Below are 22,766 nucleotides of genomic sequence, written 5' to 3'. Positions count from 1 at the left end.
TCGGCGGGTCCGCGTTCCGGCCATACTGATCCCGAAGGGGCGTACACCGTGTTCCCCCGCGAATCCGGACGCCGGTGACACGCCCTCCTCCGTCGGAGCGCCCGCTCCGTCCACCCCTGAAAGGCACCCATGAGTTACGGTCCCGGAACCGGCGGCTACTTCCCCCCGAGCGGGGGAAGCGGTGGCCACCAGCCCCCTCCCGGAGGAGGCGGAGGGTATCCGCCGCCCGGAGGCGGCCTCCCCCCGCCCCCCGGAGGCTGGTACGGCGGCCCCGGTTTCCAGCCGCCGCCTCCGCCCGCGAGCCAGGGTTCGGCCATCGGCGCGCTCATCGCCAACATCTTCGGCCTGTGCCTGTGCTGGATGCTGTCGATCGTCGGCGTCATCCTGGCCATCGTCGCGCTGACCATGACCACCACCAACCCCCAGTCGGCCAGGACCTGCACCATCATCTCCTGGGTGCTCTTCGGAGTCGGGACCGCGCTGTACGCCGTGCTGTTCTTCGTCTACGGGGCTGCGGGGCTCATGAGCGTCTTCGCCGCGAACTAGGCCTACTGAGACGGGCGGGGGCGCCCACCGCCGCGGCCCCCGGCCCGACCCCGCGCGGCGACGGGCGCCCCGGGGAGGCGGGGGCGGGGGAGAGGGTCAGCCCCGCCCCGTCTCCTCCCGGGGCTCGGCCGCGTCGGCGGCCACGGCCGCCACGATCCTCCGGACCTGCGCCAGGACCTCGGCGTTCTCCCGCGGGGAGGCCACCTTGGGCAGGTGCACGTGCCCGGCCGCGATCCGCCGCCCCGCCCGGTCCCGCAGCAGCGTGTTGCGGTAGGCGATCTCGTTGGACAGGTAGTCCCCACCGCCCCCGCGGCGCGCCGCCGACCCCTCCGTGGGGCCGTCCGGGCGCACCACCACCCCGCGGCCGTCCGGCGCGGCCTCGGCCACCTCGGTGTTGACCACCACCGGGTAGGGGGCCTCCCGCACCGCCGCCAGGATCCGTTCGTGGGGCAGCGAGGAGAGCGTCCACTCCGGGACGCCGGGGCCCGGCACCGGTGCCCGGCCGGTGCGCGACACCCGCAGGTTGTCCTCGCCCCCGCCGCGCCAGACGCCGTTCCACACCTCCAGGTCGAAGCGGCCCGGCCGCCCGCGGCTGAGCGTGACCACCGCGTCCGCGCGCCGGTGCTGCTCGGCCAGCGCCTCCTCCACCAGCCCGGCGTCGAAGTCCGCCCAGCGCACCGGGAACACCGCGGTGCGCACCACGGCCGTGCGCCCGCCCACGGGGAACGTCCACCCGTTCAGGTCCAGCGCCGCCGCGCCGGAGGGGTTGGAGCACGCCGGGTCCTCGTCCAGACGGAAGGGGTCGAAGCCGGTCACGACCACCCGCACCCACCGGTCGCCCGGCGGGAAGTCGAGGTCGGCGATGCCGCGCGAGCCCGTCTCCAGCAGATGCAGCAGGTCGGCGCGGTCGGCGTCGGACACGGCGAAGTCCGGCCGCCAGGAGCGCAGCCGGGCCGAGAGCACCAGCCGCGCCCAGTACAGGGGGCGGTCGTCGGCGCCGTCGCGGGCGGCCTCCGTCCACAGCCGGGAGGCGTGCGCGGCGACCGCCTCCCGTGCCTGGGCGAGGTCGGCGCTCGCCCGCAGGTCGGCGCTGAACAGGGGCTCGGCCGCGCCGAAACCGGAGCGGGTCAGGACCAGGCGGGGCTCGGGGAGACCGGCGCGGTCCTCTTCGGGAGTGGTGTGGTGGTGCACGGGGGTCGCTGTCCGTCTCAGGGGCGTCGGGAGGGCCGCCGGGGGAGGGGCCAGCCGAGTCTAACGCCGCCCGCGACCGCCCCGGGGACGGCGCGTGCGGCGCGTCCGGCCGACGAGACACGGGGGCTGGACCGGCGGGGTCGGACTTGGCAGGGTGTGAGGTGACCGCCCGTTCCTCTCAACGGAGAGAGCAGCACATGCCGATTTCCGCCCTCCCCACCACCGCCTCCCTCGCCGACCGCGCGCGGGCCGCCCTGGACCGGTGCCGCGTCGCCGCGCCCCAGGAACCGGCCGGGGCCGGCGGCGCGGCGAGGTCGCCCATCACCGGCCAGGAGCTCTTCGCCCTGGGCCATGAGTCCGCCGCCGACGTCGAGCAGGCCGTCACCGAGGCCCGGGAGGCCTTCGCCGCCTGGCGCGACACCCCCGCCCCGGTGCGCGGACAGCTCGTCCACAGGCTCGGCGAGCTGCTGCGCGAGCACAAGGCCGACCTGGCCGAGCTGGTGACCATCGAGGCGGGCAAGATCCGCTCCGAGGCCCTGGGCGAGGTCCAGGAGATGATCGACATCTGCGACCTGGCCGTGGGCATGTCCCGACAGCTGTACGGGCGCACCATGCCCTCCGAGCGGCCCGGCCACCGGCTCATGGAGACCTGGCACCCGCTGGGCGTGGTCGGCGTGATCACCGCCTTCAACTTCCCGGTGGCGGTGTGGTCGTGGAACACGTGCGTGGCCCTGGTGTGCGGCAACACCGTGGTCTGGAAGCCCTCGGAGCTGACCCCGCTCACCGCGCTGGCCTGCCACGGCCTGCTCATGCGCGCGGCGCAGGAGGTCGGCGCGCCCGCCCGGGGCCTGCACCGGGTCGTGCTGGGCGGCCGCGAGATCGGCCGGGCCCTGGCCGACGACCCCCGGGTGGCCCTGCTGTCGGCCACGGGATCGACCGCCATGGGACGCGAGGTGGCACCCCGGGTGGCCGCCCGCATGGGCCGCTACCTGCTGGAGCTGGGCGGCAACAACGCGGCCGTGGTGGCCCCCTCCGCCGACCTGGACCTGGTGGTGCGCGGCAGCGTCTTCTCCGCCGCGGGCACGGCGGGCCAGCGCTGCACGACGCTGCGCCGCCTCATCGTGCACGAGGACGTGGCCGAGGAGGTCACCCGGCGGATCGTGGACGCCTACAAGCAGCTGCGCGACCGCGTCGGCGACCCCTTCGCGGAGTCGACGCTGGTGGGTCCGCTGGTGGGCGAGCGCGGGTACGCCGCGATGCGTTCGGCGCTGGAGCGCGCCGCGGCCGAGGGCGGCCAGGTGCTGGTCGGCGGAGGCCGCGTCCTGGAGGAGGAGGCCGCCGACGCCTACTACGTCGAGCCCGCGGTGGTGCGCATGCCCGGCCAGACCGCCGTCGTGCGCGAGGAGACCTTCGCGCCGATCCTGTACGTGATGCCCTACCGCACGCTGGAGGAGGCGGTGGAGCTGCACAACGGCGTGCCCCAGGGACTGTCGTCGTCGATCTTCACCCAGGACCAGTCCGAGGCCGAGCGGTTCCTGTCCGCGGCCGGTTCGGACTGCGGGATCGTCAACGTCAACATCGGCACCTCCGGCGCGGAGATCGGCGGCGCCTTCGGCGGGGAGAAGGACACCGGCGGCGGCCGCGAGTCGGGTTCGGACTCCTGGAAGGCCTACATGCGCCGGGCGACCAACACGGTCAACTACGGCGGCGAGCTGCCGCTGGCCCAGGGTGTGAGCTTCCTCTGAGGGCCCCGGTGTCCGCGCCCGGCTGGACGCGGACACCGGCGACACACCAAAAAAGTTGCGCGCGATCATGTTGCGTGCAACTTAATTCTGTTACGGTGGTGCCCACCGAACGGTTCCGCACGCGCAGGAGGGAACACCGTGGCCGACGAGCAAGGGGAGAACCCCCTCGCCCTGGACAACCAGCTGTGCTTCTCCCTCTACGCGGCCTCCCGGGCCATGACCGGGCTCTACCGGGAACTGCTGGGCGACCTGGAACTGACCTACCCCCAGTACCTGGTCATGCTCGTGCTCTGGGAGCGCGGAACGCTCACCGTCAAGGAGCTCAGCCGGGCCCTGCACCTGGACTCGGGCACGCTCTCGCCGCTGCTGCGCCGCCTGGAGTGCGCCGGGCTCCTGACCCGCGAACGCAGTTCCACCGACGAGCGCGTCGTCGAGGTCTCGGCCACCCCGAAGGGCGACGCGCTGCGCGCACGTGCCGAGGAGGTCCCCGAACGGGTCATGTGCTCGGCCGGACTGCCCCGGGAACGGGCCCGGGAGCTGCAGGAGGCGCTCGGCCTGCTCACGCGTTCGGTGGAGACCGCCTCCCGCCGGCACAGCCCGTGCTGAACGGGGCCGCGGGCCCCCACCCGTACCACCACACCGATCACGGACCACGAAGGAGAGAGGCAACCATGGCCTACGACGTGATGTACACCGCCAACGCCACCGTCACCGGAGAGGGCCGCAAGGGCACCGGTCGCACCGACGACCGCCGCCTGGAGGTCGACCTGTCCGTGCCCAAGGGCATGGGCGGCGACGACGGCCCCGGCACCAACCCCGAGCAGCTCTTCGCGGTCGGCTACGCCGCCTGCTTCCACGGCGCCCTCAAGGCCGTCGCCCGCAAGGAGAAGGTCGACGTCGACGGCTCCACCATCGACGCCCAGGTCAGCCTGGGCAAGGCCGACGACGGCATGGCCCTGGCCGTGGCGCTGACCGTCACCATCCCGGGCGTGGACCAGGCCAAGGCCGAGGAGCTGGTCGAGGGCGCGCACCAGATGTGCCCCTACTCCCGCGCCACCCGCGGCAACATCGAGGTGACCCTGACGGCCAAGACCGCCTAGCGACGCCTGCGCGGAGCCCCCCGAGGACATCCCCGGGGGGCTCCGTCCTGTCCGCCCGCCGCCCGCCACCGGCGCCCGCGGCGCGGTCCCGCCCCGCCGATCCGCCTCCGACACCTCTCCAGCCCCGAGGGCACCACGACCAGGGGGGAGGGCGCGCACCGCGCCCTCCCCCCTCGGCGTGCCCGGGGCCGAGGACGGCCGCTGGGCCGCACCATCTCCGAAAAAGTTCCCGTGGTGCGGCCTATGTGATAAAAACGATTCCTTTGTGATGCTTGTTACAGACAGCTGGCCCTGAGTGACAGGCGTCCGGCGGTCCTCGACCCGACCGGAGCCCCGAAGCCACGAAGAGAGAAGGAACGGATGTCCTCTGTCCCGACCCGCGGCCCAGCGGAGGCCGGGTCCCCCCGGCCGCGGTGGACGCCCCGCAGCATCGCCGTCTGGACCGCCGTCGCCCTCGTCGGCGCCGTCGCCTGGGGCATGATCGCCATCGGCCGCGGAGAGGAGGTCTCCGCCGCCTGGCTGGTCTTCGCCGCCCTGGCCTCCTACGCCATCGGCTACCGCTTCTACGCCCGGTTCATCCAGTACAAGGTGCTGATCACCGACGACACGCGGGCCACCCCGGCCGAGCGGCTCGACAACGGCGCCGACTACCACCCCACCGACCGCCGGGTGCTGTTCGGCCACCACTTCGCCGCCATCGCGGGCGCCGGTCCGCTCGTGGGCCCCGTGCTGGCCGCACAGATGGGCTTCCTGCCGGGCACCATCTGGATCATCGTCGGCGTGATCTTCGCCGGCGCCGTCCAGGACATGGTGGTGCTGTTCTTCTCCACCCGCCGCAACGGCCGCTCCCTGGGCCAGATGGCGCGCGAGGAGATCGGTCCGGTGGGCGGCGTCGCCGCCCTCGTCGCCGTCATGGCGATCATGATCATCCTGCTGGCCGTCCTGGCCATGGTCGTGGTCAACGCGCTGGCCGAGTCCCCCTGGGGCTCGTTCTCGCTCATCATGACGGTCCCGATCGCCCTGTTCATGGGCGTCTACCTCAGGTTCCTCAGACCCGGCAAGGTCATCGAGACCTCCGCCATCGGCGTCGTCCTGCTGCTGCTGTCCATCGTGGGCGGCGGCTGGGTGGCCGAGCACGCGGTGCTCAGCGAGCTCTTCCTCTTCAGCAAGAACGAGCTCACCTTCGGCCTGATCGTCTACGGCTTCGTCGCCTCGGTCCTGCCGGTCTGGCTGCTGCTGGCCCCCCGCGACTACCTGTCCACCTTCATGAAGGTGGGCGTGGTCGTGCTCCTGGCCGCCTCCATCCTCATCGTCGCCCCCGACCTGCGGCTGCCGCGCTTCACCGACTTCGCCTTCAACGGCGAGGGGCCGGTCTTCGCCGGGTCGCTGTTCCCGTTCGTGTTCATCACGATCGCCTGCGGCGCCCTGTCGGGCTTCCACGCGCTGATCTCCTCGGGCACCACGCCCAAGCTCATCGAGAAGGAGAGCCAGGTCCGGATGATCGGCTACGGCTCCATGCTCACGGAGTCGTTCGTGGCGATCATGGCGCTGATCACCGCCTGCATCATCGACCCCGGCGTGTACTTCGCCATGAACATGCCCGCCACCGCGCTGGGCGACACTGTCCAGAGCGCCGCCGCGGCGGTCAGCCAGCTCGGCTTCACCGTCGACGCCCAGACCCTGGAGCGCACCGCCGAGCTGATCGGCGAGGAGTCGATCCTGGCCCGCACCGGCGGAGCCCCCACGTTCGCTCTGGGCGCCGCGCAGATCTTCTCCGCGGTCTTCGGCGGCCAGGCCATGATGGCGTTCTGGTACCACTTCGCCGTCATGTTCGAGGCGCTGTTCATCCTCACCACCGTGGACGCGGGCACCCGGGTGGGCCGCTTCATGCTCCAGGACACCCTGGGCAACGTCTACAAGCCCATGCGCGACCCCAGCTGGCGCCCGGGCGCCTGGCTGTGCAGCGCCCTGATCGTGGGGGCGTGGGGCTACTTCCTGTGGGCCGGGGTCAACGACCCCCTGGGCGGCATCAACCAGCTCTTCCCGCTGTTCGGCATCGCCAACCAGCTCCTGGCGGCGATCGCCCTGGCGGTGTGCACCACGCTGATCATCAAGTCCGGACGCGCCAAGTACGCCTGGGTGACCCTGGTGCCGCTGGCCTGGGACGCGGCGGTCACGCTGACCGCCAGCTACCAGAAGATCTTCTCCTCCGACCCCGCCATCGGGTTCTTCGCCCAGCGCCAGCAGTTCTCCGAGGCACTGGCCGCGGGGGAGACGAGCGTGGGCGCCATCCAGGGCGTGGAGGACATGCAGAGGGTCGTGCTCAACACCACCGTCAACGGCATCCTGTCGGCGCTGTTCGCGATCCTGGTCCTCATCATCCTGGTCGACTCGGTCCGGGTGTGGATCAGGGCTCTGCGAGCGCCGGAGGGTACGCTGCCCACCAGCGAGGCGCCCCACGAGACGTCCCGGCTGTGGGCCCCCTCGGGGCTCGTGCCCACCCGCGAGGAGCGTGAGCACGCCCGCCGACTGGCCCCGGCGGGGGAGGGCGACGTCACCGCGCGCAGGGAGGAGTAGCCCATGGAGCGGGTACGTGCGCGGCTGGGCCCCACCCTGCTGCGGGGCCTGCGCGAGGCGTGGCAGATCGTCCGCGGCGTGGCCGGTGAGCGCGCCTACGAGATCTACCTCGACCACCACCGGCGCACGCACCCCGGGCAGGAGCCCATGGGCGAGCGCGCCTTCTGGCGCCAGCACGTGGACAGGGGCGACACCGACCCGGGGTCGCGCTGCTGCTGAACACGCGCACACACGAGGGGCCGGGAGGGGGATCCCCCTCCCGGCCCCTCACGGCCTCACGGCCCCGCTCAGGCGGCCGTGTCCAGCAGCAGCAGGCGGTCCAGGATGTCCTGGAGGGTGACCAGGCCGATCACCTCGCCGTCCGACTCCACCAGGGACAGGTGGCTGCGGCTCTCCCGCATGATGCCCATCGCCGCGTACATCGGCGTCTCCGCGGCCAGGGTGAGCACCGGCCTCATCAGGTCGGCCGCGGTGGTCCCCTCCGGACCCGTCAGCGCCTCGCGCACGTGCAGCACGCCCACGGGTTCGGTGCCCTCCATCACCACCAGGCGCAGGTGCGTGGACTCCCGCGACACCTGCTTGATGTCGTCCACCGTCGAGTTCGGGGACACCGACGCGATCTCCTCGCGCGGTGTCACGATCTCGCTCAGCGGACGGGAGTTGACCTCCAGCGCCGTGGCCAGCTGGGCGCGGCGCTCGGGGTCGAGCGCACCGGCCTTGGCCGAGTGCTCCACCAGCTCGCGCACGTCGTCGGGACCGTGCCCGGAGGACATCTCGTCCACCGCCTCCACGCCCAGCCGGTGCAGGCACCAGTTGGCCATGCCGTTGAGCATCAGCAGCAGCGGACGGGTGAACCACATGAACGCCCGCATCGGCACGGCCAGCATGATCGCCGACTTCTCCGGGTGCGAGATCGCCCAGGACTTGGGCGCCATCTCACCCACCACCAGGTGCAGGAAGGTCACCACGATCAGCGACAGCACGAAGGAGAGCACGTAGCCCACCGTCTCGGGCAGGTCGCCGAACAGCGGCTCCAGCATGTGGTGGAAGGCGGGCTTGGAGATCGCGCCCAGCGCCAGGGCGCACAGGGTGATCCCCAGCTGCGAACCGGCCAGCAGCAGCGACAGGTCGCGGGCGCTCCTGACCGCGGCCCGTGCCGAGAAGCTGGACTCGGCGGCCTCCTCCAGCCGGTAGCGGCGCGCCGCCACCAGGGCGAACTCGATCGCCACGAAGAAGGCGCTCAGCGCGATGATCACCGCGGTCAGCGCGAGCGCCACCCACACGTTCATGTCACTCATGCCGACGCCTCCTGCGACTCGTTGCCCTGGACCTCGTGCAGACGCAGCTCCACGGTGTGCGGAACGTGCCTCTGCACCGCGCTGACGACCATGGTCAGCCCCATGTCGGGGTCCTCGTCGTGCGCGCTGGGCGGTCGGGGCAGGGCGATGGAGACCCTGTCACCGGCCTCGGGGAGCCGGTGCAGCTCGTGCACCACCAGACCGCCCAGGGTCTCGTAGTCCCCCTCGGGCAGGTCGTGGCCGAGCAGCCGCTCGACCTCGTCGATGTGCAGAGCGCCCGGGACCAGGTAGGAGCCCTCGCCCTCCAGGTAGGAGGGGGCCTCCTCCGCGGGGCTGTGCTCGTCGGCGATCTCGCCGACCAGCTCCTCGGCCAGGTCCTCGGTCGTGATGACCCCGGCCAGGCCGCCGTACTCGTCCACCACGCAGGCGAACTCCTCGCCCGCCTCGCGCAGCTGGCTCAGCGCGGAGGGCAGCGGCAGCGACGCGGGAAGCATCACGGTGCGCCGCGCCACCTCGCTGACCTTGGTGTTGGCCAGGTCCCGGTCGCCCAGCGCGAGCACGTCGCGCAGGCAGATGACGCCGACGATGTCGTCCACGCCGTCACCCAGCACCGGGAAGCGCGAGTGGTCGGAGGCCATCAGCTCCACGACCCGGCTGACCGGGTCGCCCTCCTCCACCGTGGCCACCTCCGGACGCGGGATCATCGCGTGCCCGGCGGTGCGCTCGTGGAAGTCCAGGGTGCGGTCCAGCAGGGTGGACAGCTCCGGCGGCAGGTCGCCGCTGGCCTTGGACTCGGCGATGATGCTCTCCAGGTCGCGCGCGGTCGCCGCGTGCTGGACGTCCTCGACCGGTTCGATCCGCACCGCCTTGAGCAGCAGGATCGCCGCCTGGTCGAACAGCCAGATGACCGGGCCGAAGATCTTCAGGTAGATCCCCGTGGACAGCGCCAGCCAGCGCGCGACCGGCTCGGGCCGGGCGATGGCCAGGTTCTTGGGGAAGAGCTCTCCGAAGACCATCTGCACGACGGTGGAGAAGAGCAGGGCCAGGACGGTGCCGATGGCCACGCCCGTCCCCGTGGGGATCCCGGCGAGGCCGAGCAGCTCACCGACGCCCTCGCCGATCATGGGCTCGGCCACGTAACCCACCAGCAGGGCGGTCACGGTGATGCCCAGCTGGGCACCGGAGAGCATGAAGGACGTCCGGTTGGTGATGCCCAGGGCCCTCTGGGCCCCGGCGTCCCCGGCCGCCGCCTTCGCCCGCAGTCGCGAGCGGTCCACGGCCATGTAACCGAACTCCTGGGCGACGAAGTAACCCGTCGCCACGGTGATCAGGAAGACCACCACGATCCCGAAGGCGATACTGAGGATGGTGCTCATCATCGGGTACGCACCGCCTGGTTCCGCTTCGGGTTCGGACTCCTACGAGGGTGCGCACCCTTCGTAGAAGGGGGCTCGTCGTCTGTGTCGCAGCGTCCGTTCAGGACGCTGCCGGTACTTCGGGACGGGTCCACTGTTCCTCTCTCTGCGCCTGTTGCGCTTTGTGGTGATATGTGACTACCAGGGATAAAGACGATCGGCCTGGGGCGGTTGTTCCCCGGCGGCGGATGTTTCGGAGCGGTCAGCTCCCGGCGGGGGCGTCGGCCTCCCCGCCGAGCCCGGCCCACTCCCGGCGGCGGGCCTCGGAGAGAGCGATCGCGGTGGCCACGGCCACGTTGAGCGATCCCACCCGTCCGATCTGGGGAACGTAGGTGACGGCGTCCGCGCCCGCCAGCAGGGCGGGGGAGCATCCGTGGTCCTCGGCGCCCACGGCCAGGCACACGTCCGGCTCCAGGGGGGCCGCGTGCAGCGGGAGCGCGCCGGAGGCCAGCTCGACCGCGACCACCCGGTACCCGTCCGCGCGTGCGGCGGCCAGGGCGTCGGCGGTGGAGGCCATCCGGGTGTGCTCGACCTTGGCGGCGGTGCCCAGGGCGGTCTTGCCGACCTTGGGGTCGTCGGGGTCGGCGCTGTTGCCGGTCAACCAGAGCTGGTCGACACCGAAGGTCGCAGCCGTGCGCAGGATCGAGCCCAGGTTGTAGGGCTGGGTGACCGATTCGACGAGAAGGGCGAGTCGCCCCTCGGTGCGCCTGCGCCACTGGCGGTTCAGGCGTTTGACGTCCGTGGGACGCAACTGCGTGCTCAACTGCGGTGTTTTCCTCGGCGGGTGTTCCCGGGCTGGTCCCGGAGGCCATCTGTTCGCCACAGAGTACAGGTCACCGTGCGTGGGCGCACGCATGACCCGTGACACACTGCGGCAAAAGCCGCGTCAAGCCACGGAACGGCGCACCGCGAGCACCCGGAAACCCGCCCGGGAGGACACCCGTTCGGCGGGCAGACCCTGCTCGTCCAGCCACTTCTGCAACGAGTCCGAGCCCAGGTGGCGCTGGACCACGAGGTGGGCGACGCCCTCGGGGGTGAGCCGCCCCAGCCACGTGCGCAGCATGGAGTGCAGCACGCCCTTGCCCACCCGGATGGGCGGGTTGGACCACACCGCGGCGAAGGGGCCCAGCAGGTCCTGGGCGGCCACGTCCTCCCTGGCCGGCGCGTCCTCCCCGGACGGGCCCTGCTCCACCGACAGCCCGCCCTCGGGCCCCACCACCGCGAACCGCGCGTTGTCCAGCCCGTGCTCGGCGGCGTTGCGCCGCGCCAGCCCCACGGCCCGCGCGTTGACGTCCACGCCCAGCACCCGCGCCCCCGGCGCGCGTGAGGCCATCGTCAGGGCGATGGGCCCGTAGCCGCAGCCCAGGTCGAGCAGGCGCCCGCCCTCGGGCGGCGGCGGGACCGACTCCAGCAGCACCCGCGTGCCGAGGTCGACCTTGTCGGGGGAGAACACGCCCCGGTCGGTGCGCAGCCGCAGGTGCAGGTCCGGCAGGACCAGGTCGGCGGTGGAGGGGCGGCTGGCGGCGCCCGGATCGGAGTCGAAGTAGTGCTGAGCCACGCCGTGACGCTACCAGGGGCGGCCCCGGCCACGGCACACGGCAAAAACCTTCCAGCCCCACGCCAACAAAGGTCCAACCCCGGCGCCGTGGGGCGCCGGGGTGCCGAAGATGGAGGTAGCCGACGTTTGCGGGGGAACCCATGCGAGCACACGTAGGGGACCAGCTGGTGGTCGAGAGCCCGCGCGCCGACGCCCACCGCAGGACGGGCGTCGTCACCGGTATCGGGGGGTCCGACGGGGAGCCCCCCTACCGGGTCCACTGGGCCGGCGCCGAACAGGGCCACGACGACCTGGTCTACCCGGGTCCGGACGCGCACATCGAACACCCGCCCGGCTGCACGGGCGCCAACGCAGAGGGGGCCGATGCCATGCAGACGACCAAGCGCTGGAACGTCGACGTCGTCGTCGCCGAGGAGAACGAGGGCGACAGCGCGCGCACCTGGGCCGAGGTCGGCCTGGTCGCCGACGACGGGACGGCGCTGCGGGGACACGGGATGGCCCGCAAGCACCCCACGGACCTGGACGTCCCCGAGATCGGTGAGGAGCTCGCGGTCTCGCGCGCCCTGTCCGACCTCTCGCGCCAGCTCCGTCAGGTCGCGGCGGAGGACATCACCGACAACACCGGAACGCCCTGGCGCCCCACCTGAACCGGTGGCGGCCCCGCGGCCGACCGCGGGGGACGGGAGCGGGCGCGGGCCCGGAACGGCGGGGGCCGTTCCGGGCCCGCCGCGCTGCGCCGGGGCGGGCCGCGCCACCGCGTGGACACCGTACGGACCGATACCGGCCACCTTCGTCATGGCCGGACTGCTCCCGGTGGTCACCGGGATCGGGCACACTCGGAAGTCGGACACGACCGCCGCCCCGGCGGCGCAGCCGAGCCCCGGCCCCCGAAGCGCCGGGACCCCGCGTCGTGTCCGGTCAGGACGCGACGGGGGAGGGTGCGCCAGCCGGGCACACGAGGTCCGCCGTCACGTCCCGAGGTACCGCTGTGCTTTACCGGAGGCGTCCGGGGAAGGGAGCGTTGCCGCCCGGCGCGAGCCGGGAGTACTCACGCAAGGGAGACCCGTTGACCACCTCCTCCTCCGGCCCCCAGGCCAGACCCGCCCGCGTCCTGGGCACCGTCGACGCCGTCGCCATCGGCGCGGGCGCGATGCTCGGCGCCGGGGTGTTCACCGTCTTCGCCCCGGCGGCGCTCGGCGCGGGCGCCTGGCTGCCCGTGGCCATCCTCATCGCGGGGATCGTCGCCTACTGCAACGCCGTCTCCTCGGCCAGGCTCGCCGCCCGCCACCCCGAGTCCGGCGGCGCCTACGTCTACGGCCGCGAGCGCCTGGGCGACCTGTGGGGCTACCTGGCGGGCTGGTCCTTCGTGGTCGGCAAGACCGCCTCCTGCGCGGCCATGGCGCTGACCTTCGGTGCCTACCTCCTCCCCGGCTGGGAGAAGGCCCTGGCGGCGGCCACCGTGGTCGCGCTCACCGCGCTCAACTACCGCGGGATCCAGCGCTCCACGATGGTCATCAAGATCCTGCTGGCCGCGGTCCTGGCGGTCCTGGCCGCCGTGTGCGTTGCCATGCTCCTCAGCGGGCGCCTGGCCGCCGTCGCCCAGGTGGAGGGCCTGGGGCCCTGGCCCGGCTCCTTCGGTGTGCTCGGCGCGGCCGGGATGATCTTCTTCGCCTTCGCCGGGTACGCCAGGGTGGCCACGCTGGGCGGCGAGGTCCGCGACCCCCGGACCACGATCCCCCGCGCGGTCAACATCTCCCTGGGCGGCGTGCTGGTGCTCTACCTCGTCATCGGCACCGGACTGCTGATCGTGCTGGGCCGCGAGCGCCTGTCCACCACCGACACCCCGATGGTCGACGCCGTCCGGGTGGCCGGGTTCGACTGGCTGGCCCCCGTGGTGGTCGCGGGCGCGGCCGTGGCCAGCCTGGGCGCCCTGCTCTCCCTCATCCTCGGGGTCTCGCGCACCACCGCCGCGATGGCCGCCGACGGACACCTGCCCCGCTCCCTGGCCTCGGTCCACGAGCGCCACGGGGTGCCCCACCGCGCCGAGCTGCTGGTCGGCGCCGTCGTCATCGCCCTGGTCCTGGTCACCGACCTGCGCGGCGCGATCGCCTTCTCCGCCTTCGGCGTGCTGGTCTACTACGCCATCACCAACGCCTCGGCGCTGCGCCTGGGCCCCGACGAGCCCCGCCCGCCGCTGCTGGTGCCGCTGACCGGGCTGGGCGGCTGCGTCGTGCTGGCGTGCAGCCTGCCGCTGCCCACGGTCATCACCGGCATGGCGGTCCTGGCGGTGGGAGCCGGGCTGTGGTGGCTGCGCGAGCGCTTCGACCTGCGCTTCTAGGAGTGCGGGCGGGGAACACGCCGGCCCGGAGGGGTGGAGCGCGGGTTCCTCCGCGGTGAAGTCGCGGCCGAAGGCACCGCGTTCGGCGACGAACACCTAGCGCCGCTCCGGTCGCGGCCGGTGTGCTGGTGTGTCCGGAGCGGACCTGGCCCGCGCTCTCGCGGGCGGTCAGCCCCGCCGACGGGCCGCCGTGGCGTGGTCAACCACGAGGGGGCTCCTCCGGGGTGACCAGGCGGCGTACGGCGTCGGTGACGATAGCGCGTCGCTGCGCGTCGGTGACGAGGTGGCCGACGTCCTCGGTGTGGTGCTGCCACATGTTGGCCAGCGTCAGGACCAGGGCGAGGATCTCACCGGCCGGTCTGTCGGATCTGACGGTGCCGCTCCGCTGTGCCGCCTCGATGGCCGTGATCTTCTCGTCCATGGAGCGGGCGACGATCTCGGAGACCGGTCGTTCCGCGCGTTCGAGCGCGTACCACGTGAGGAACCGCATGACCTGCGGGTGCTGTGCCGCGGCGTCGTGCAGGCGGCCGGCGTATCCGGGCAGGTCGTCGGCGTCGATGGGCACGGCGCCCACCGTCTGCTCGACGATCGCCTCGTGGACGGCCTCGAACAGGCCCTCCTTGCCGGCGAAGAACGAGTACACGAGGCCGGGGCTGATGCCGGCGCGTTTGGCGAGCCGGTCCACCCGGGCGCCGGCCACGCCGTACTCGGCGAACTCGGCCAGGGCCGCTTCCATCAACTGCTGCCGTTTGCGGTCGGGATCGCGCGTTGCCATGCCCCCATCCTCCCTTAATGAACGTTCATTTGACAAACCCGCCTCGCGTGAGCATGCTGAGCGTGATAAATGAACATTCATTTAAGAGGTGTGTGATGACCGCGCAGCACTGGACTCCCGCCGACATTCCGCCGCTCGACGGCCGGACCGCTCTGATCACCGGCGCCAACAGCGGCATCGGCTACCGCACCGCCCGGGTCCTGGCCCGGCACGGCGCCCGTGTCCTGCTCACCGGGCGCCGTCCGGACGCGCTGGTCGAAGCCGCCGCCCGCCTGCGTGCCGACGTGCCCGGCGCGCGCCTGGAGACCGTGGAGCTCGACCTCGGCGACCTGGCCGCGATCCGCGACGCGGCGGCCCCGCTCGCCGCCGAGGAGACGATCGACATCCTCGTCAACAACGCCGGAGTCATGAACGTCCCCGAACGCCGCACCACCCGTGACGGCCTCGAACTGACCGTCGGCACGAACCACCTCGGCCACTTCGCGTTGACCGCCCATCTGATGCCCGCCCTGACGCGTTCGGTGGCCGCGCGGATCGTCACGGTCAGCGCCATCGCCGCCACCTGGCGCTCAGGCGACCTCACCGACCTGATGAGCGAACAGCGCTACCGCCCGATGGGCGCGTACGCCAAGTCCAAGCGCGCCAACATCGTCTTCACCCGGGAACTCGCCCGCCGCCTCGACAACAGCGCGCACCGCGCCCTGGCCGTGCACCCGGGTTCGGCCGTCACCAACCTGCAGCGCCACACGTCCGCGGGGCGGGCGGGGCGGCTGTTCGTCGCCCTGGCCGCGCGCACCCTGATGGGCTCACCCGAGGGCGCCGCCTGGCCCTCCCTGTACGGCGCGACCCACGCCGCGGCCGCCAACGGCGCCTTCCTCGGTCCCGCCGGACGGGACCAGACCTCCGGGACCCCCGAGCCGACCCCCCTGCCCGCCGGGGCCGACAGTCCCGAGCAGGGTTCCCGGCTGTGGCGTGAGAGCGAACGGCTGACCGGGGTCACGTTCCCGGTCCCGCGGACCTGACCCCCGCGCCGCACGGTGCGGCCGGGCGGCTCCCCGTGCCCGACGGTGCCGCTGCTCTCGCAGCGCACTCCGGCCGTCGGCCGGGGCCTCATCCGCGCTCGCGCAGGTACGCCTCCAGCTCGGCGGCCCCGGCCAGCATCGCCCGCCCGCGCGCGGACAGCCGGGCGCGCCAGTCGCGCAGCGCGCCCTCCAACGGCTCCAGCCCGCCGGCCGAGCGCACCTGGGCGATCAGCGGGGCGATCTGCTCCAGGAGGTAACCGCCCCGCCTGAGCTGGTGGACCAGCAGGGCGTCGCGCACGTCGGCCCCGCCGTAGACGCGGTACCCGGTCCGCGGGTCGCGGCGGGGCCGCACCAGCCCGGCGCGCTCCCAGGCGCGCAGCGTCGCGGGCCGGACGCCGAGCCTGCCCGCCAGCGGCCCGATGAACGTGGCGCCGGGCTCCGCCGTCCCGGGCTCCTCGGCCGGTCGTGGGGGCGGAGCCGCCCCGGCTCGCCCACCGGAGCCGGTCCGCCCACCGGATGCGATCCGGTCGGCGGACCGGGGCCGCGCGCCGGTCTCCAGGCCGCGCAGCGCCTCCTCCACGGCCCGCAGGGTCCGCCGGTCGTCCAGGAGTTGGGCGTGGCCCTCGTCGATGAGGCGCAGCGCCTCATCCACCCGGCCCCCGTTCACCGCCCGCATGATCGAAGCCGCCCCCTGGTGGCCGTGGCCGGGTATCAGGGTCACGAACGCGCTCAGGGCCCGCGCGTGCAGCGGGGTGTAGGTGCGGTAGCCGTGGCGCGTGCGGTCGGCCGCCGGAAGGATCCCGTCCTCCTCGTAGTTCCTGACCGCCTGCGTGGACAGGCCGTGCCCGCGCGCCAGGTCGATCGGCCTGAGCCGATCACCGCTTTGAAGGTTCTTAGCCATATCCCCGCCGCTGTACCGGAAAAGTCTCAACCGTTACTTCAACGATACCGTTGAAGGTATGGACACTGGCACCACGATCACCGCACACACCTTCGAGGCCGCCGCCGTCATGGGGCTGCTCCCGACCCGGCCGCGACTGCTCGCCCTGGGCGAGCCCACCCACGGGGAGGACGCCCTGCTGGACCTGCGCAACGGGCTCTTCCGCCAGCTCGTCGAGCAGGAGGGCTACCGGACGATCGCCGTCGAGAGCGACTGTCTGGCGGGCCTGGCCGTGGACGCGTACGTCACCTCGGGCACGGGCACCCTCGACGAGGCCATGGAGCACGGGTTCAGCCACGGGTTCGGCGCGTCGGCGGCCAACCGCGAACTCGTACGCTGGATGCGCGCCCACAACGACGGCAGGCCCGCCGCCGAGCAGGTGCGCTTCGCCGGTTTCGACGGCCCGCTGGAGATCACCGGCGCCCAGAGCCCCCGGCGGGCCCTGACCGCGCTCCACGACTACCTCGCGCGCTGGGTGGAGGCGGACCAGCTCCCGTGCGACGCGCGGACCCTGGACCGCCTGGTCGGCGACGACGCGCGGTGGACCAACCCCGACGCGATGCTGGACCCGGCCGAGTCCGTGGGGCGCTCGGACGAGGTCCGGGAGCTGCGCATGCTCGCCGACGACCTGGCGGCGCTGCTCGACGCGCACACGCCGCGCCTGGTCTCGGCGACCTCGCGCGAGGACTGGGACCGGGCGCGCCTGTACGGGCGCACCGCCACCGGCCTGCTGCGCTACCACTTCTGGATGGCCGACACCTCCTCGCGTCGCATGACGCGGCTGGAGGATCTGGGCATGACGGTCGACACCTCACCGAGCAGGATGACGCGGCTGCTGGGCCTGCGCGACCAGATGATGGCCGACAACCTCTTCGCCCTCGCCGAGCGGGGCCCGGTGCTGGTCCACGCCCACAACTCCCACCTCCAGCGCGGCATGAGCACGATGCGGATGGGCGGGCCGCCGCTGGACTGGTGGGGCGCCGGGGCGATCGCGGGCGCCCGCCTGGGGCCCGAGTACGCCTTCCTGGCCACGGCCCTGGGCACGATCCGGCACCGGGGCGTGGACACCCCGCCCCCGGACACCGTCGAGGGCCTCCTGTACGCCCTCGGGGAGGAGCGCTGCGTGGTCGACGCGCCCCGGCTGGCCGCGGACCTGGACGGCGCGAGCCCCGCACCCCGTGTGTCCCCCTGGTTCGGCTACGCCCCGCTCGACCCGGCCCGTCTGGCCGACAGCGACGGGATCGTGTTCGTCAGGGACCTCCGGCAGAGCTGACGGTCCGCCCGGTGGGGTCGCCGGTGCGACGCACGAGGCTCCGACCTGCGGTGATCCTGTACCTGGGGCGCGTTCGGCCGCCTTGCTGCCAAACGGCTGCCGCGACGAACACGAGATCACGGCGTCCGCGGCGGTCCTGTTCGGGCACCGCGGGGGAGCCGGTGCCCGGCCGAGGGCTCAGGCCGTGCCGGACAGGCCCAGGTAGGCCAGACCGCGCCGGGCCGTGGTGGACAGCCGCAGCCCGGCGACCTCACCGGGGGCGAACCAGCGCGCGTCGGCGGTCGAGCCGCTCTCCTCCAGTACCCGGGCCGGACCCGGGTCGCGGACCAGGACGCGGAAGAACGCCCACACCGCGTAGATGTCGTGGCCGCCGGAGCCCTCACGGCGGTGGCTGGACACGGTGACCAGCTCTCCCACCAGGCCGTCCTGGCCGGTCTCCTCGACCACCTCGCGGCGCAGCGCGGCCCGCACGTCCTCGCCCGCGTCCACGCCGCCGCCCGGCAGGTGCCAGGTCCCGGCGCCGGGGAACCCCTCGGCGATCAGGCTCAGCAGCACGTTGCCGTCGGGGTCGGTGACGATCCCGTAGGAGGCGAACCGGCGCAGCGGCGTCAGCCCGTTCTCGGGCGCGGCCTCCTCCACGGCCAGTTCGGCGGGGGAGGGCCGCAGACCGGCGCTCGCGGCCGAGGGCCAGGAGGCCTCCGCTCCGGCCCCGGCGAACACCACCCGGTCGATGTGCAGCGGGGCGCCGCCGGGCGTGGACGCCAGCTCGGTGAGCACGTCCAGCGCGCGCAGGGGAGCGTCCGGGGCCAGGCCGCCCAGGCCGCGGACCACGTCCGCGGGGTCCTGGCCGAACAGCACGCGAGCCCCGAGCACCGCGGGCGCACCGGCGGTGACCAGGTGCGCGGTGACGCGCCGCCCCGGAGCGCCCGGGGAGGCGGTCACAGCGATCCGGCGGCGGGGGCCGCGCTGGGCAGGCCCACCAGACGCAGCAGTTCGTCCAGGTTGGCGATGGTGGTCACCGACTCGAACCGCTGGTGGCCCCGGCGGTCGATCATGATCGGGCGCATGCTCGCGGCGGCGGCGCCCACGCCGTCGGCCTGGATCTGGTCCCCCACGTGCCAGCACGCGGTGGGGTCCACACCCAGGCGCTGGGCGGCGGTGTGGAAGATGCGCGGGTCCGGCTTGCCCGTTCCGACCGTGTCGGTGCACACCACGGCGTGGAAGTAGGGGGCCAGCTCCATGGACTGGAGCTTGGCGTGCTGGAGGGACTCGATGCCGTTGGTCACCACGGCCAGGCGGTATCCGGCCGAGGCCAGCGCGTTCAGCGCCGGGATCGCGTCGGGGAAGACCTGCCACGCCGAGCGGTGGGCCTCCAGGTAGATCCGGTACAACTCGTCGCAGTGCTGGTCGGCGAGGTCGGGGTGACCGGCCTGGACGGCCAGGGCCCGGATCCGCTCGCGGCGCTGCTGCTCCAGGCTCAGGCGTCCGCGCAGGTAGGAACCGAAGGAGATCTCGGTCTGCACGTCCCACAGACTGCGGGCCGCTCCGAAGTCCGGGTGGCCGAGCCGGTCCATGACCGCGCGGAGCCCCGTGGACGACGCGGCGAGATCGTCGATCAGGGTGTCGTCCAGGTCAAAGCAGATCGCCGTCGGCACTGCGGGTGTGTTCGGCATCGTTCCTCATGTGATGGGCAGGACAAAACATGCCCACGCTAACCCGTGGACATAACAGGAACGGTGTAAACCCCACCTAAAGGGATGTGGCCCACGTCACCCGATACCCGTGCGGGAGGGGGTCCGCGGACCCCCTCCCGCTCACGGGAGCCGCTGGAACCACAGGAGTGACGTCACGGCGGTGGCCATCGCCAGGACGATCGCCGCCAGCACGAAACGTGTGACGATTTCCTCGTGCACCAGCTCGGTGCCCAGCGACGAGCCGATGTCCTCGTAGACCTCGTCCAGCTCCGTCTCGCTCTCCGCCTCGTAGAAATGCCCCCCGGTGTCCGAGGCCAGACCGCGCAGCGCCTCCTTGTCGATGTCGGCGGGCACCTGGTAGCCGTCGATCTCGATCATCGCCGCGCCCGTGCCGAACGCGATCGTGGAGACCGGGACCTCCTGCTCCGCCGCCATGGCCACGGCCTGCGAGATGTCGCGGCCACTGGTGTTCTCCCCGTCCGAGAGCAGCACGATCGCCGACGGCGGCGGGTCCACGTCCGCGTCCTCGTCGAAACTGCTGATCGACTCCAGCGAGGCGAACACCCCCTCGCCGATCGCCGTGCCCGGACCCAGCTGGAGGTTCTCGATCGAGCCGATCACCGCCTGGTGGTCATGGGTGGGGGAGGAGACCACCGTCGCCGTCGAGGAGAAGGCCACCAGGCCCACGTTGAACCGGTCCGGCAGCGTCTCCACGAACCCCTGGGCCGACTTCTTGGCCGCCTCCAGCCGGTTGGGGTCGATGTCGTTGGCCGCCATCGACAGCGACACGTCCACCGCCACCATGATCGTCGCCCGCTCACGCGGCTGCTGCACCGGCATCGCCGGCAGCGCCATCGAGGCGATCAGCACCCCGATCGTCACCGTGAACAGCACCGCCGGCACGTGCCTGCGCACGTCCGGGCGGTGCGGCGCCACCTGGTTCAGCAACGCCAGGTTGGTGAAGCGCATCGTGTACTCGCGCCGCCGGGTCTGCGCGAACACGTACGCGGCGACCAGTACGACGACGAGGAGCAGCCACCACAACCTCTGGGGCTCCAGGAAGGTCATGACTCAATCCCCCGTGCCTCGGCTCTGTCCCGCGGGTCCGCGCCCGCGCCCTCGTTCGGTTCCTCGGTGGGGCCCGCCGCGCTCACCGGGGCGTTCCCGGAGTGTGGCGGGCCAGGTGGTGCGCGGTACGCCTCTGGTGGATAACGAAGCGTGCCGTATCCAGTACCCAGTCCCGGTCCGTCCGTAGCATCAGGTGGTGCACCCCGCACCGGCGCAGCGCGTCGCGCACCGCGCGGCGCTGCCCCTCGGCCGCCTGACGGTAGCGCTCGCGCACCGCCCGCGTCAGCCGCACGTCGCGCACCATGCCCGTGCCCGGATCGCGCAGCGTCACGTCGCCCACCTCGGGTATGTCCAGCTCGCGCGGATCGATCACCTCCACCACCAGCACCTGGTGGCGCGCGGCCAACTGGCGCAGGGGGCGCTCCCAGGTCACCTCGCCGCCGAAGGCGGGGGTGTCCAGGAAGTCGGAGATCACCACCCGCAGGCCGCGCCTGCGGCGCACCCGCACCAGGTCACCGATGGCGTCGGCCAGGGACACCCGGTGCGGCGAGGGCTCGCGCTCGTCACCGGTCGGCGCCGCGGCCACCGTGGCCAGCAGCGCCAGCAGGGCCTCCTTGCCCGAACGCGCGGGCCAGCGCCGAATCGTGCCCCGGTGCAGGAAGTGGGCGCCGAAGCGGTCGCCCACCCGCTGGGTGAGGAGGTTGGCCGCGACCATCGCCCCGACCGCCACCTCGTGCTTGGAGCGCAGGCCCGTGCCGAAGTCCATGCTCGGCGACAGGTCCAGCAGGGTCCAGCTCTCCAGCTCGCGGTCGGCGACCAGGTCGCGCACGTGCGGGGTGTCGGTGCGCGCGGTCACCGACCAGTCCATGAGCCGCACGTCGTCCTCGCCCGGCTGGTACAGGCGCGCCTCGGCCGCCTCCGAGCCGGGCCCCAGGCGCAGCCCGAGGTGCTCACCGTGCAGCAGCCCCTCCAGGCGGTGCACGATGCGCAGGTCCAGACGGCGCAGCGCGGCGCGCAGCCGGGGGTCGGTACCGATGGCGGGTGCGTTCACCGGCTCACCTCGCGGAGGCGAAGGAGGCGGTCTCCCCGCTGGGCGGCTCGTCCCAGATCACCCGCGGCGCCAGCACGGTCGACAGGATGCGGTCCACCACCTGTTCGGCGGTGATCCCGTCGGCCAGGGCGTCGAAGGTCAGCACCAGGCGGTGGGCGATGACGTCGTGGGCGAGCACCCGCACGTCGTCGGGGAGCACGTAGTCGCGCCCGCGCAGCAGGGCCAGGGCCCGCGCGGCCGAGACCAGCCCCAGGGTGGCGCGGGGGCTGGCCCCCATCTCCAGCACCTGGCGCAGGTCCGGCATCTGGTGGTTCTCCGGCTCGCGCGTGGCCATGACCAGCCGCACCACGTAGTCGGCGATGAGCTGGTGGACGTGGACGCGCTGGGCGTCGGACTGCAGCTCGCTCAGGGTGACGGGGTCGAGCACCTGGTGCGCGGTGGGCGGGGTGGTCGACATCCGGCGCAGGATCTCCATCTCCTCGTGCGCGCGCGGATGGCGGACGTTGACCTTCATCAGGAACCGGTCGCGCTGGGCCTCGGGCAGCGGGTACACGCCCTCGGACTCCACCGGGTTCTGTGTGGCGATGACGATGAACGGGGAGGGGAGCGGGTGGGTGGTCCCGCCGAGGGACACCTGCCGCTCGGCCATGACCTCCAGCAGGGCCGACTGCACCTTGGCCGGGGCCCGGTTGATCTCGTCGGCGAGCACGAAGTTGGCGAAGACCGGCCCCAGCTCCACGTCGAACTGCTCGGTGGAGGGATGGTAGATGCGCGTGCCGACGATGTCGGAGGGCACCAGGTCCGGGGTGAACTGCACACGGGCGAACGAACCCCCGGTGACCTTGGCCAGGGTGGACACCGCCAGGGTCTTGGCGATTCCGGGTACGCCCTCGATCAGGCAGTGCCCTCCCGCGACCAGGGCGATCAGGGAGCGCTCCACCATGCGCTCCTGGCCCACGATCACCCTGGACACCTCGTGCAGCGCGGCGCGCAGCAGCCGGGTCGGTTCGCCCGGAGCGCTGTCCGGGCCCGCGGAGGGCGCTGAGCCGTTTCCGCTCTCTGCCATGTGCCGCCTTCCTAGCAGGGAGCCCCGACGCGGGGGCACCGGATAGGTTGTGGATCACTCACCTGTGGTGACACTACCCGTTTCGCGGGCACCAGTCCGGTACACAACG

At 72.9% G+C, this 22,766-nt stretch carries 22 protein-coding genes; 10 read left to right on the top strand and 12 right to left on the bottom strand.

Annotated elements, in window-relative coordinates; genetic code table 11:
- The first annotated feature begins 129 nt into the window (after positions 1-129).
- Complete coding sequence (locus G011_RS32000) at positions 130-546, top strand: hypothetical protein (RefSeq protein WP_019607403.1); 417 nt, start codon at positions 130-132, stop codon at positions 544-546.
- A gap of 96 nt (positions 547-642) precedes the next feature.
- Here G011_RS32000 and G011_RS0104305 read toward each other — a convergent pair whose 3' ends face one another.
- Positions 643-1,737 (bottom strand): pyroglutamyl peptidase, encoded by a 1,095-nt coding sequence (locus G011_RS0104305; protein WP_019607402.1) that lies wholly within the window; start codon positions 1,735-1,737, stop codon positions 643-645.
- Between the two features lie 197 nt (positions 1,738-1,934).
- Between G011_RS0104305 and G011_RS0104300 the strand changes: the two genes are divergently transcribed.
- The 5 genes from G011_RS0104300 to G011_RS0104280 all read left to right on the top strand — a co-directional run bounded on the left by G011_RS0104300 (position 1,935) and on the right by G011_RS0104280 (position 7,378).
- Positions 1,935-3,482: an aldehyde dehydrogenase family protein gene (locus G011_RS0104300; RefSeq protein ID WP_019607401.1), complete on the top strand. Its 1,548-nt coding sequence runs from the start codon at positions 1,935-1,937 to the stop codon at positions 3,480-3,482.
- 138 nt (positions 3,483-3,620) lie between these two features.
- A complete protein-coding gene (locus tag G011_RS0104295) occupies positions 3,621-4,088 on the top strand; it encodes a MarR family winged helix-turn-helix transcriptional regulator (RefSeq protein ID WP_013152970.1) in 468 nt (155 codons plus the stop codon).
- A gap of 65 nt (positions 4,089-4,153) precedes the next feature.
- Positions 4,154-4,582 (top strand): organic hydroperoxide resistance protein, encoded by a 429-nt coding sequence (locus G011_RS0104290; RefSeq protein WP_019607400.1) that lies wholly within the window; start codon positions 4,154-4,156, stop codon positions 4,580-4,582.
- A gap of 360 nt (positions 4,583-4,942) precedes the next feature.
- Complete coding sequence (locus G011_RS0104285) at positions 4,943-7,159, top strand: carbon starvation CstA family protein (RefSeq protein WP_019607399.1); 2,217 nt, start codon at positions 4,943-4,945, stop codon at positions 7,157-7,159.
- Between the two features lie 3 nt (positions 7,160-7,162).
- Positions 7,163-7,378, top strand: coding sequence for a YbdD/YjiX family protein (locus G011_RS0104280; protein ID WP_019607398.1), 216 nt, complete (start codon positions 7,163-7,165; stop codon positions 7,376-7,378).
- A gap of 68 nt (positions 7,379-7,446) precedes the next feature.
- Here G011_RS0104280 and G011_RS0104275 read toward each other — a convergent pair whose 3' ends face one another.
- From G011_RS0104275 to G011_RS0104260, 4 genes are all read right to left on the bottom strand, one after another.
- The gene (locus G011_RS0104275) at positions 7,447-8,457 is read right to left on the bottom strand and encodes a hemolysin family protein (RefSeq protein ID WP_026338008.1); all 1,011 of its coding nucleotides are present in this window, start codon (positions 8,455-8,457) and stop codon (positions 7,447-7,449) included.
- Positions 8,454-9,836 carry a hemolysin family protein gene (locus G011_RS0104270; protein ID WP_019607396.1) on the bottom strand — a complete coding sequence of 461 codons (1,383 nt, stop codon included), beginning with the start codon at positions 9,834-9,836 and terminating at the stop codon, positions 8,454-8,456. Before G011_RS0104270 ends, G011_RS0104275 begins: the two co-directional genes overlap by 4 nt.
- A gap of 238 nt (positions 9,837-10,074) precedes the next feature.
- Positions 10,075-10,635, bottom strand: coding sequence for a TrmH family RNA methyltransferase (locus tag G011_RS0104265; RefSeq protein WP_051104316.1), 561 nt, complete (start codon positions 10,633-10,635; stop codon positions 10,075-10,077).
- A gap of 123 nt (positions 10,636-10,758) precedes the next feature.
- On the bottom strand, positions 10,759-11,430 hold the full coding sequence (locus tag G011_RS0104260) for a class I SAM-dependent methyltransferase (RefSeq protein WP_019607394.1): 672 nt from the start codon (positions 11,428-11,430) through the stop codon (positions 10,759-10,761).
- Between the two features lie 140 nt (positions 11,431-11,570).
- On the opposite strand from G011_RS0104260, the gene G011_RS30905 reads away from it, so the two are divergent.
- Positions 11,571-12,077, top strand: coding sequence for a dsRBD fold-containing protein (locus G011_RS30905; RefSeq protein WP_081642916.1), 507 nt, complete (start codon positions 11,571-11,573; stop codon positions 12,075-12,077).
- Between the two features lie 419 nt (positions 12,078-12,496).
- Positions 12,497-13,768 (top strand): APC family permease, encoded by a 1,272-nt coding sequence (locus tag G011_RS0104250; RefSeq protein WP_019607392.1) that lies wholly within the window; start codon positions 12,497-12,499, stop codon positions 13,766-13,768.
- Positions 13,769-13,967: 199 nt separating this feature from the next.
- Here G011_RS0104250 and G011_RS0104245 read toward each other — a convergent pair whose 3' ends face one another.
- Complete coding sequence (locus tag G011_RS0104245) at positions 13,968-14,543, bottom strand: TetR family transcriptional regulator (RefSeq protein WP_019607391.1); 576 nt, start codon at positions 14,541-14,543, stop codon at positions 13,968-13,970.
- Positions 14,544-14,638: 95 nt separating this feature from the next.
- Between G011_RS0104245 and G011_RS0104240 the strand changes: the two genes are divergently transcribed.
- Positions 14,639-15,565, top strand: coding sequence for an oxidoreductase (locus tag G011_RS0104240; protein ID WP_019607390.1), 927 nt, complete (start codon positions 14,639-14,641; stop codon positions 15,563-15,565).
- Positions 15,566-15,653: 88 nt separating this feature from the next.
- Here the strand turns inward: G011_RS0104240 and G011_RS0104235 are convergent, their stop codons facing one another.
- Positions 15,654-16,466, bottom strand: coding sequence for a TioE family transcriptional regulator (locus tag G011_RS0104235; RefSeq protein ID WP_019607389.1), 813 nt, complete (start codon positions 16,464-16,466; stop codon positions 15,654-15,656).
- 58 nt (positions 16,467-16,524) lie between these two features.
- Here G011_RS0104235 and G011_RS0104230 point away from each other — a divergent pair, with 58 nt between their 5' ends.
- On the top strand, positions 16,525-17,778 hold the full coding sequence (locus tag G011_RS0104230; RefSeq protein ID WP_019607388.1) for an erythromycin esterase family protein: 1,254 nt from the start codon (positions 16,525-16,527) through the stop codon (positions 17,776-17,778).
- Between the two features lie 177 nt (positions 17,779-17,955).
- Here the strand turns inward: G011_RS0104230 and G011_RS0104225 are convergent, their stop codons facing one another.
- The 5 genes from G011_RS0104225 to G011_RS0104205 all read right to left on the bottom strand — a co-directional run bounded on the left by G011_RS0104225 (position 17,956) and on the right by G011_RS0104205 (position 22,657).
- Positions 17,956-18,720, bottom strand: a complete 765-nt coding sequence (locus G011_RS0104225) for an NUDIX hydrolase (RefSeq protein WP_019607387.1) — start codon at positions 18,718-18,720, stop codon at positions 17,956-17,958.
- A complete protein-coding gene (locus G011_RS0104220; RefSeq protein ID WP_026338007.1) occupies positions 18,717-19,451 on the bottom strand; it encodes an HAD family hydrolase in 735 nt (244 codons plus the stop codon). The genes G011_RS0104225 and G011_RS0104220 overlap by 4 nt, the downstream gene beginning before the upstream one ends.
- Positions 19,452-19,592: 141 nt before the next feature.
- On the bottom strand, positions 19,593-20,540 hold the full coding sequence (locus tag G011_RS0104215) for a VWA domain-containing protein (RefSeq protein WP_019607385.1): 948 nt from the start codon (positions 20,538-20,540) through the stop codon (positions 19,593-19,595).
- An 82-nt stretch (positions 20,541-20,622) separates the two neighbouring features.
- Positions 20,623-21,591 (bottom strand): DUF58 domain-containing protein, encoded by a 969-nt coding sequence (locus tag G011_RS0104210; RefSeq protein ID WP_019607384.1) that lies wholly within the window; start codon positions 21,589-21,591, stop codon positions 20,623-20,625.
- Positions 21,592-21,595: 4 nt separating this feature from the next.
- Positions 21,596-22,657 carry a MoxR family ATPase gene (locus G011_RS0104205; protein ID WP_013152988.1) on the bottom strand — a complete coding sequence of 354 codons (1,062 nt, stop codon included), beginning with the start codon at positions 22,655-22,657 and terminating at the stop codon, positions 21,596-21,598.
- Between the last annotated feature and the right edge of the window lie 109 nt (positions 22,658-22,766).

It is taken from the genome of Nocardiopsis sp. CNS-639, from assembly GCF_000381685.1.
GTDB lineage: Bacteria > Actinomycetota > Actinomycetes > Streptosporangiales > Streptosporangiaceae > Nocardiopsis > Nocardiopsis dassonvillei.
This window is presented reverse-complemented; position numbering and strand designations above follow the sequence as displayed.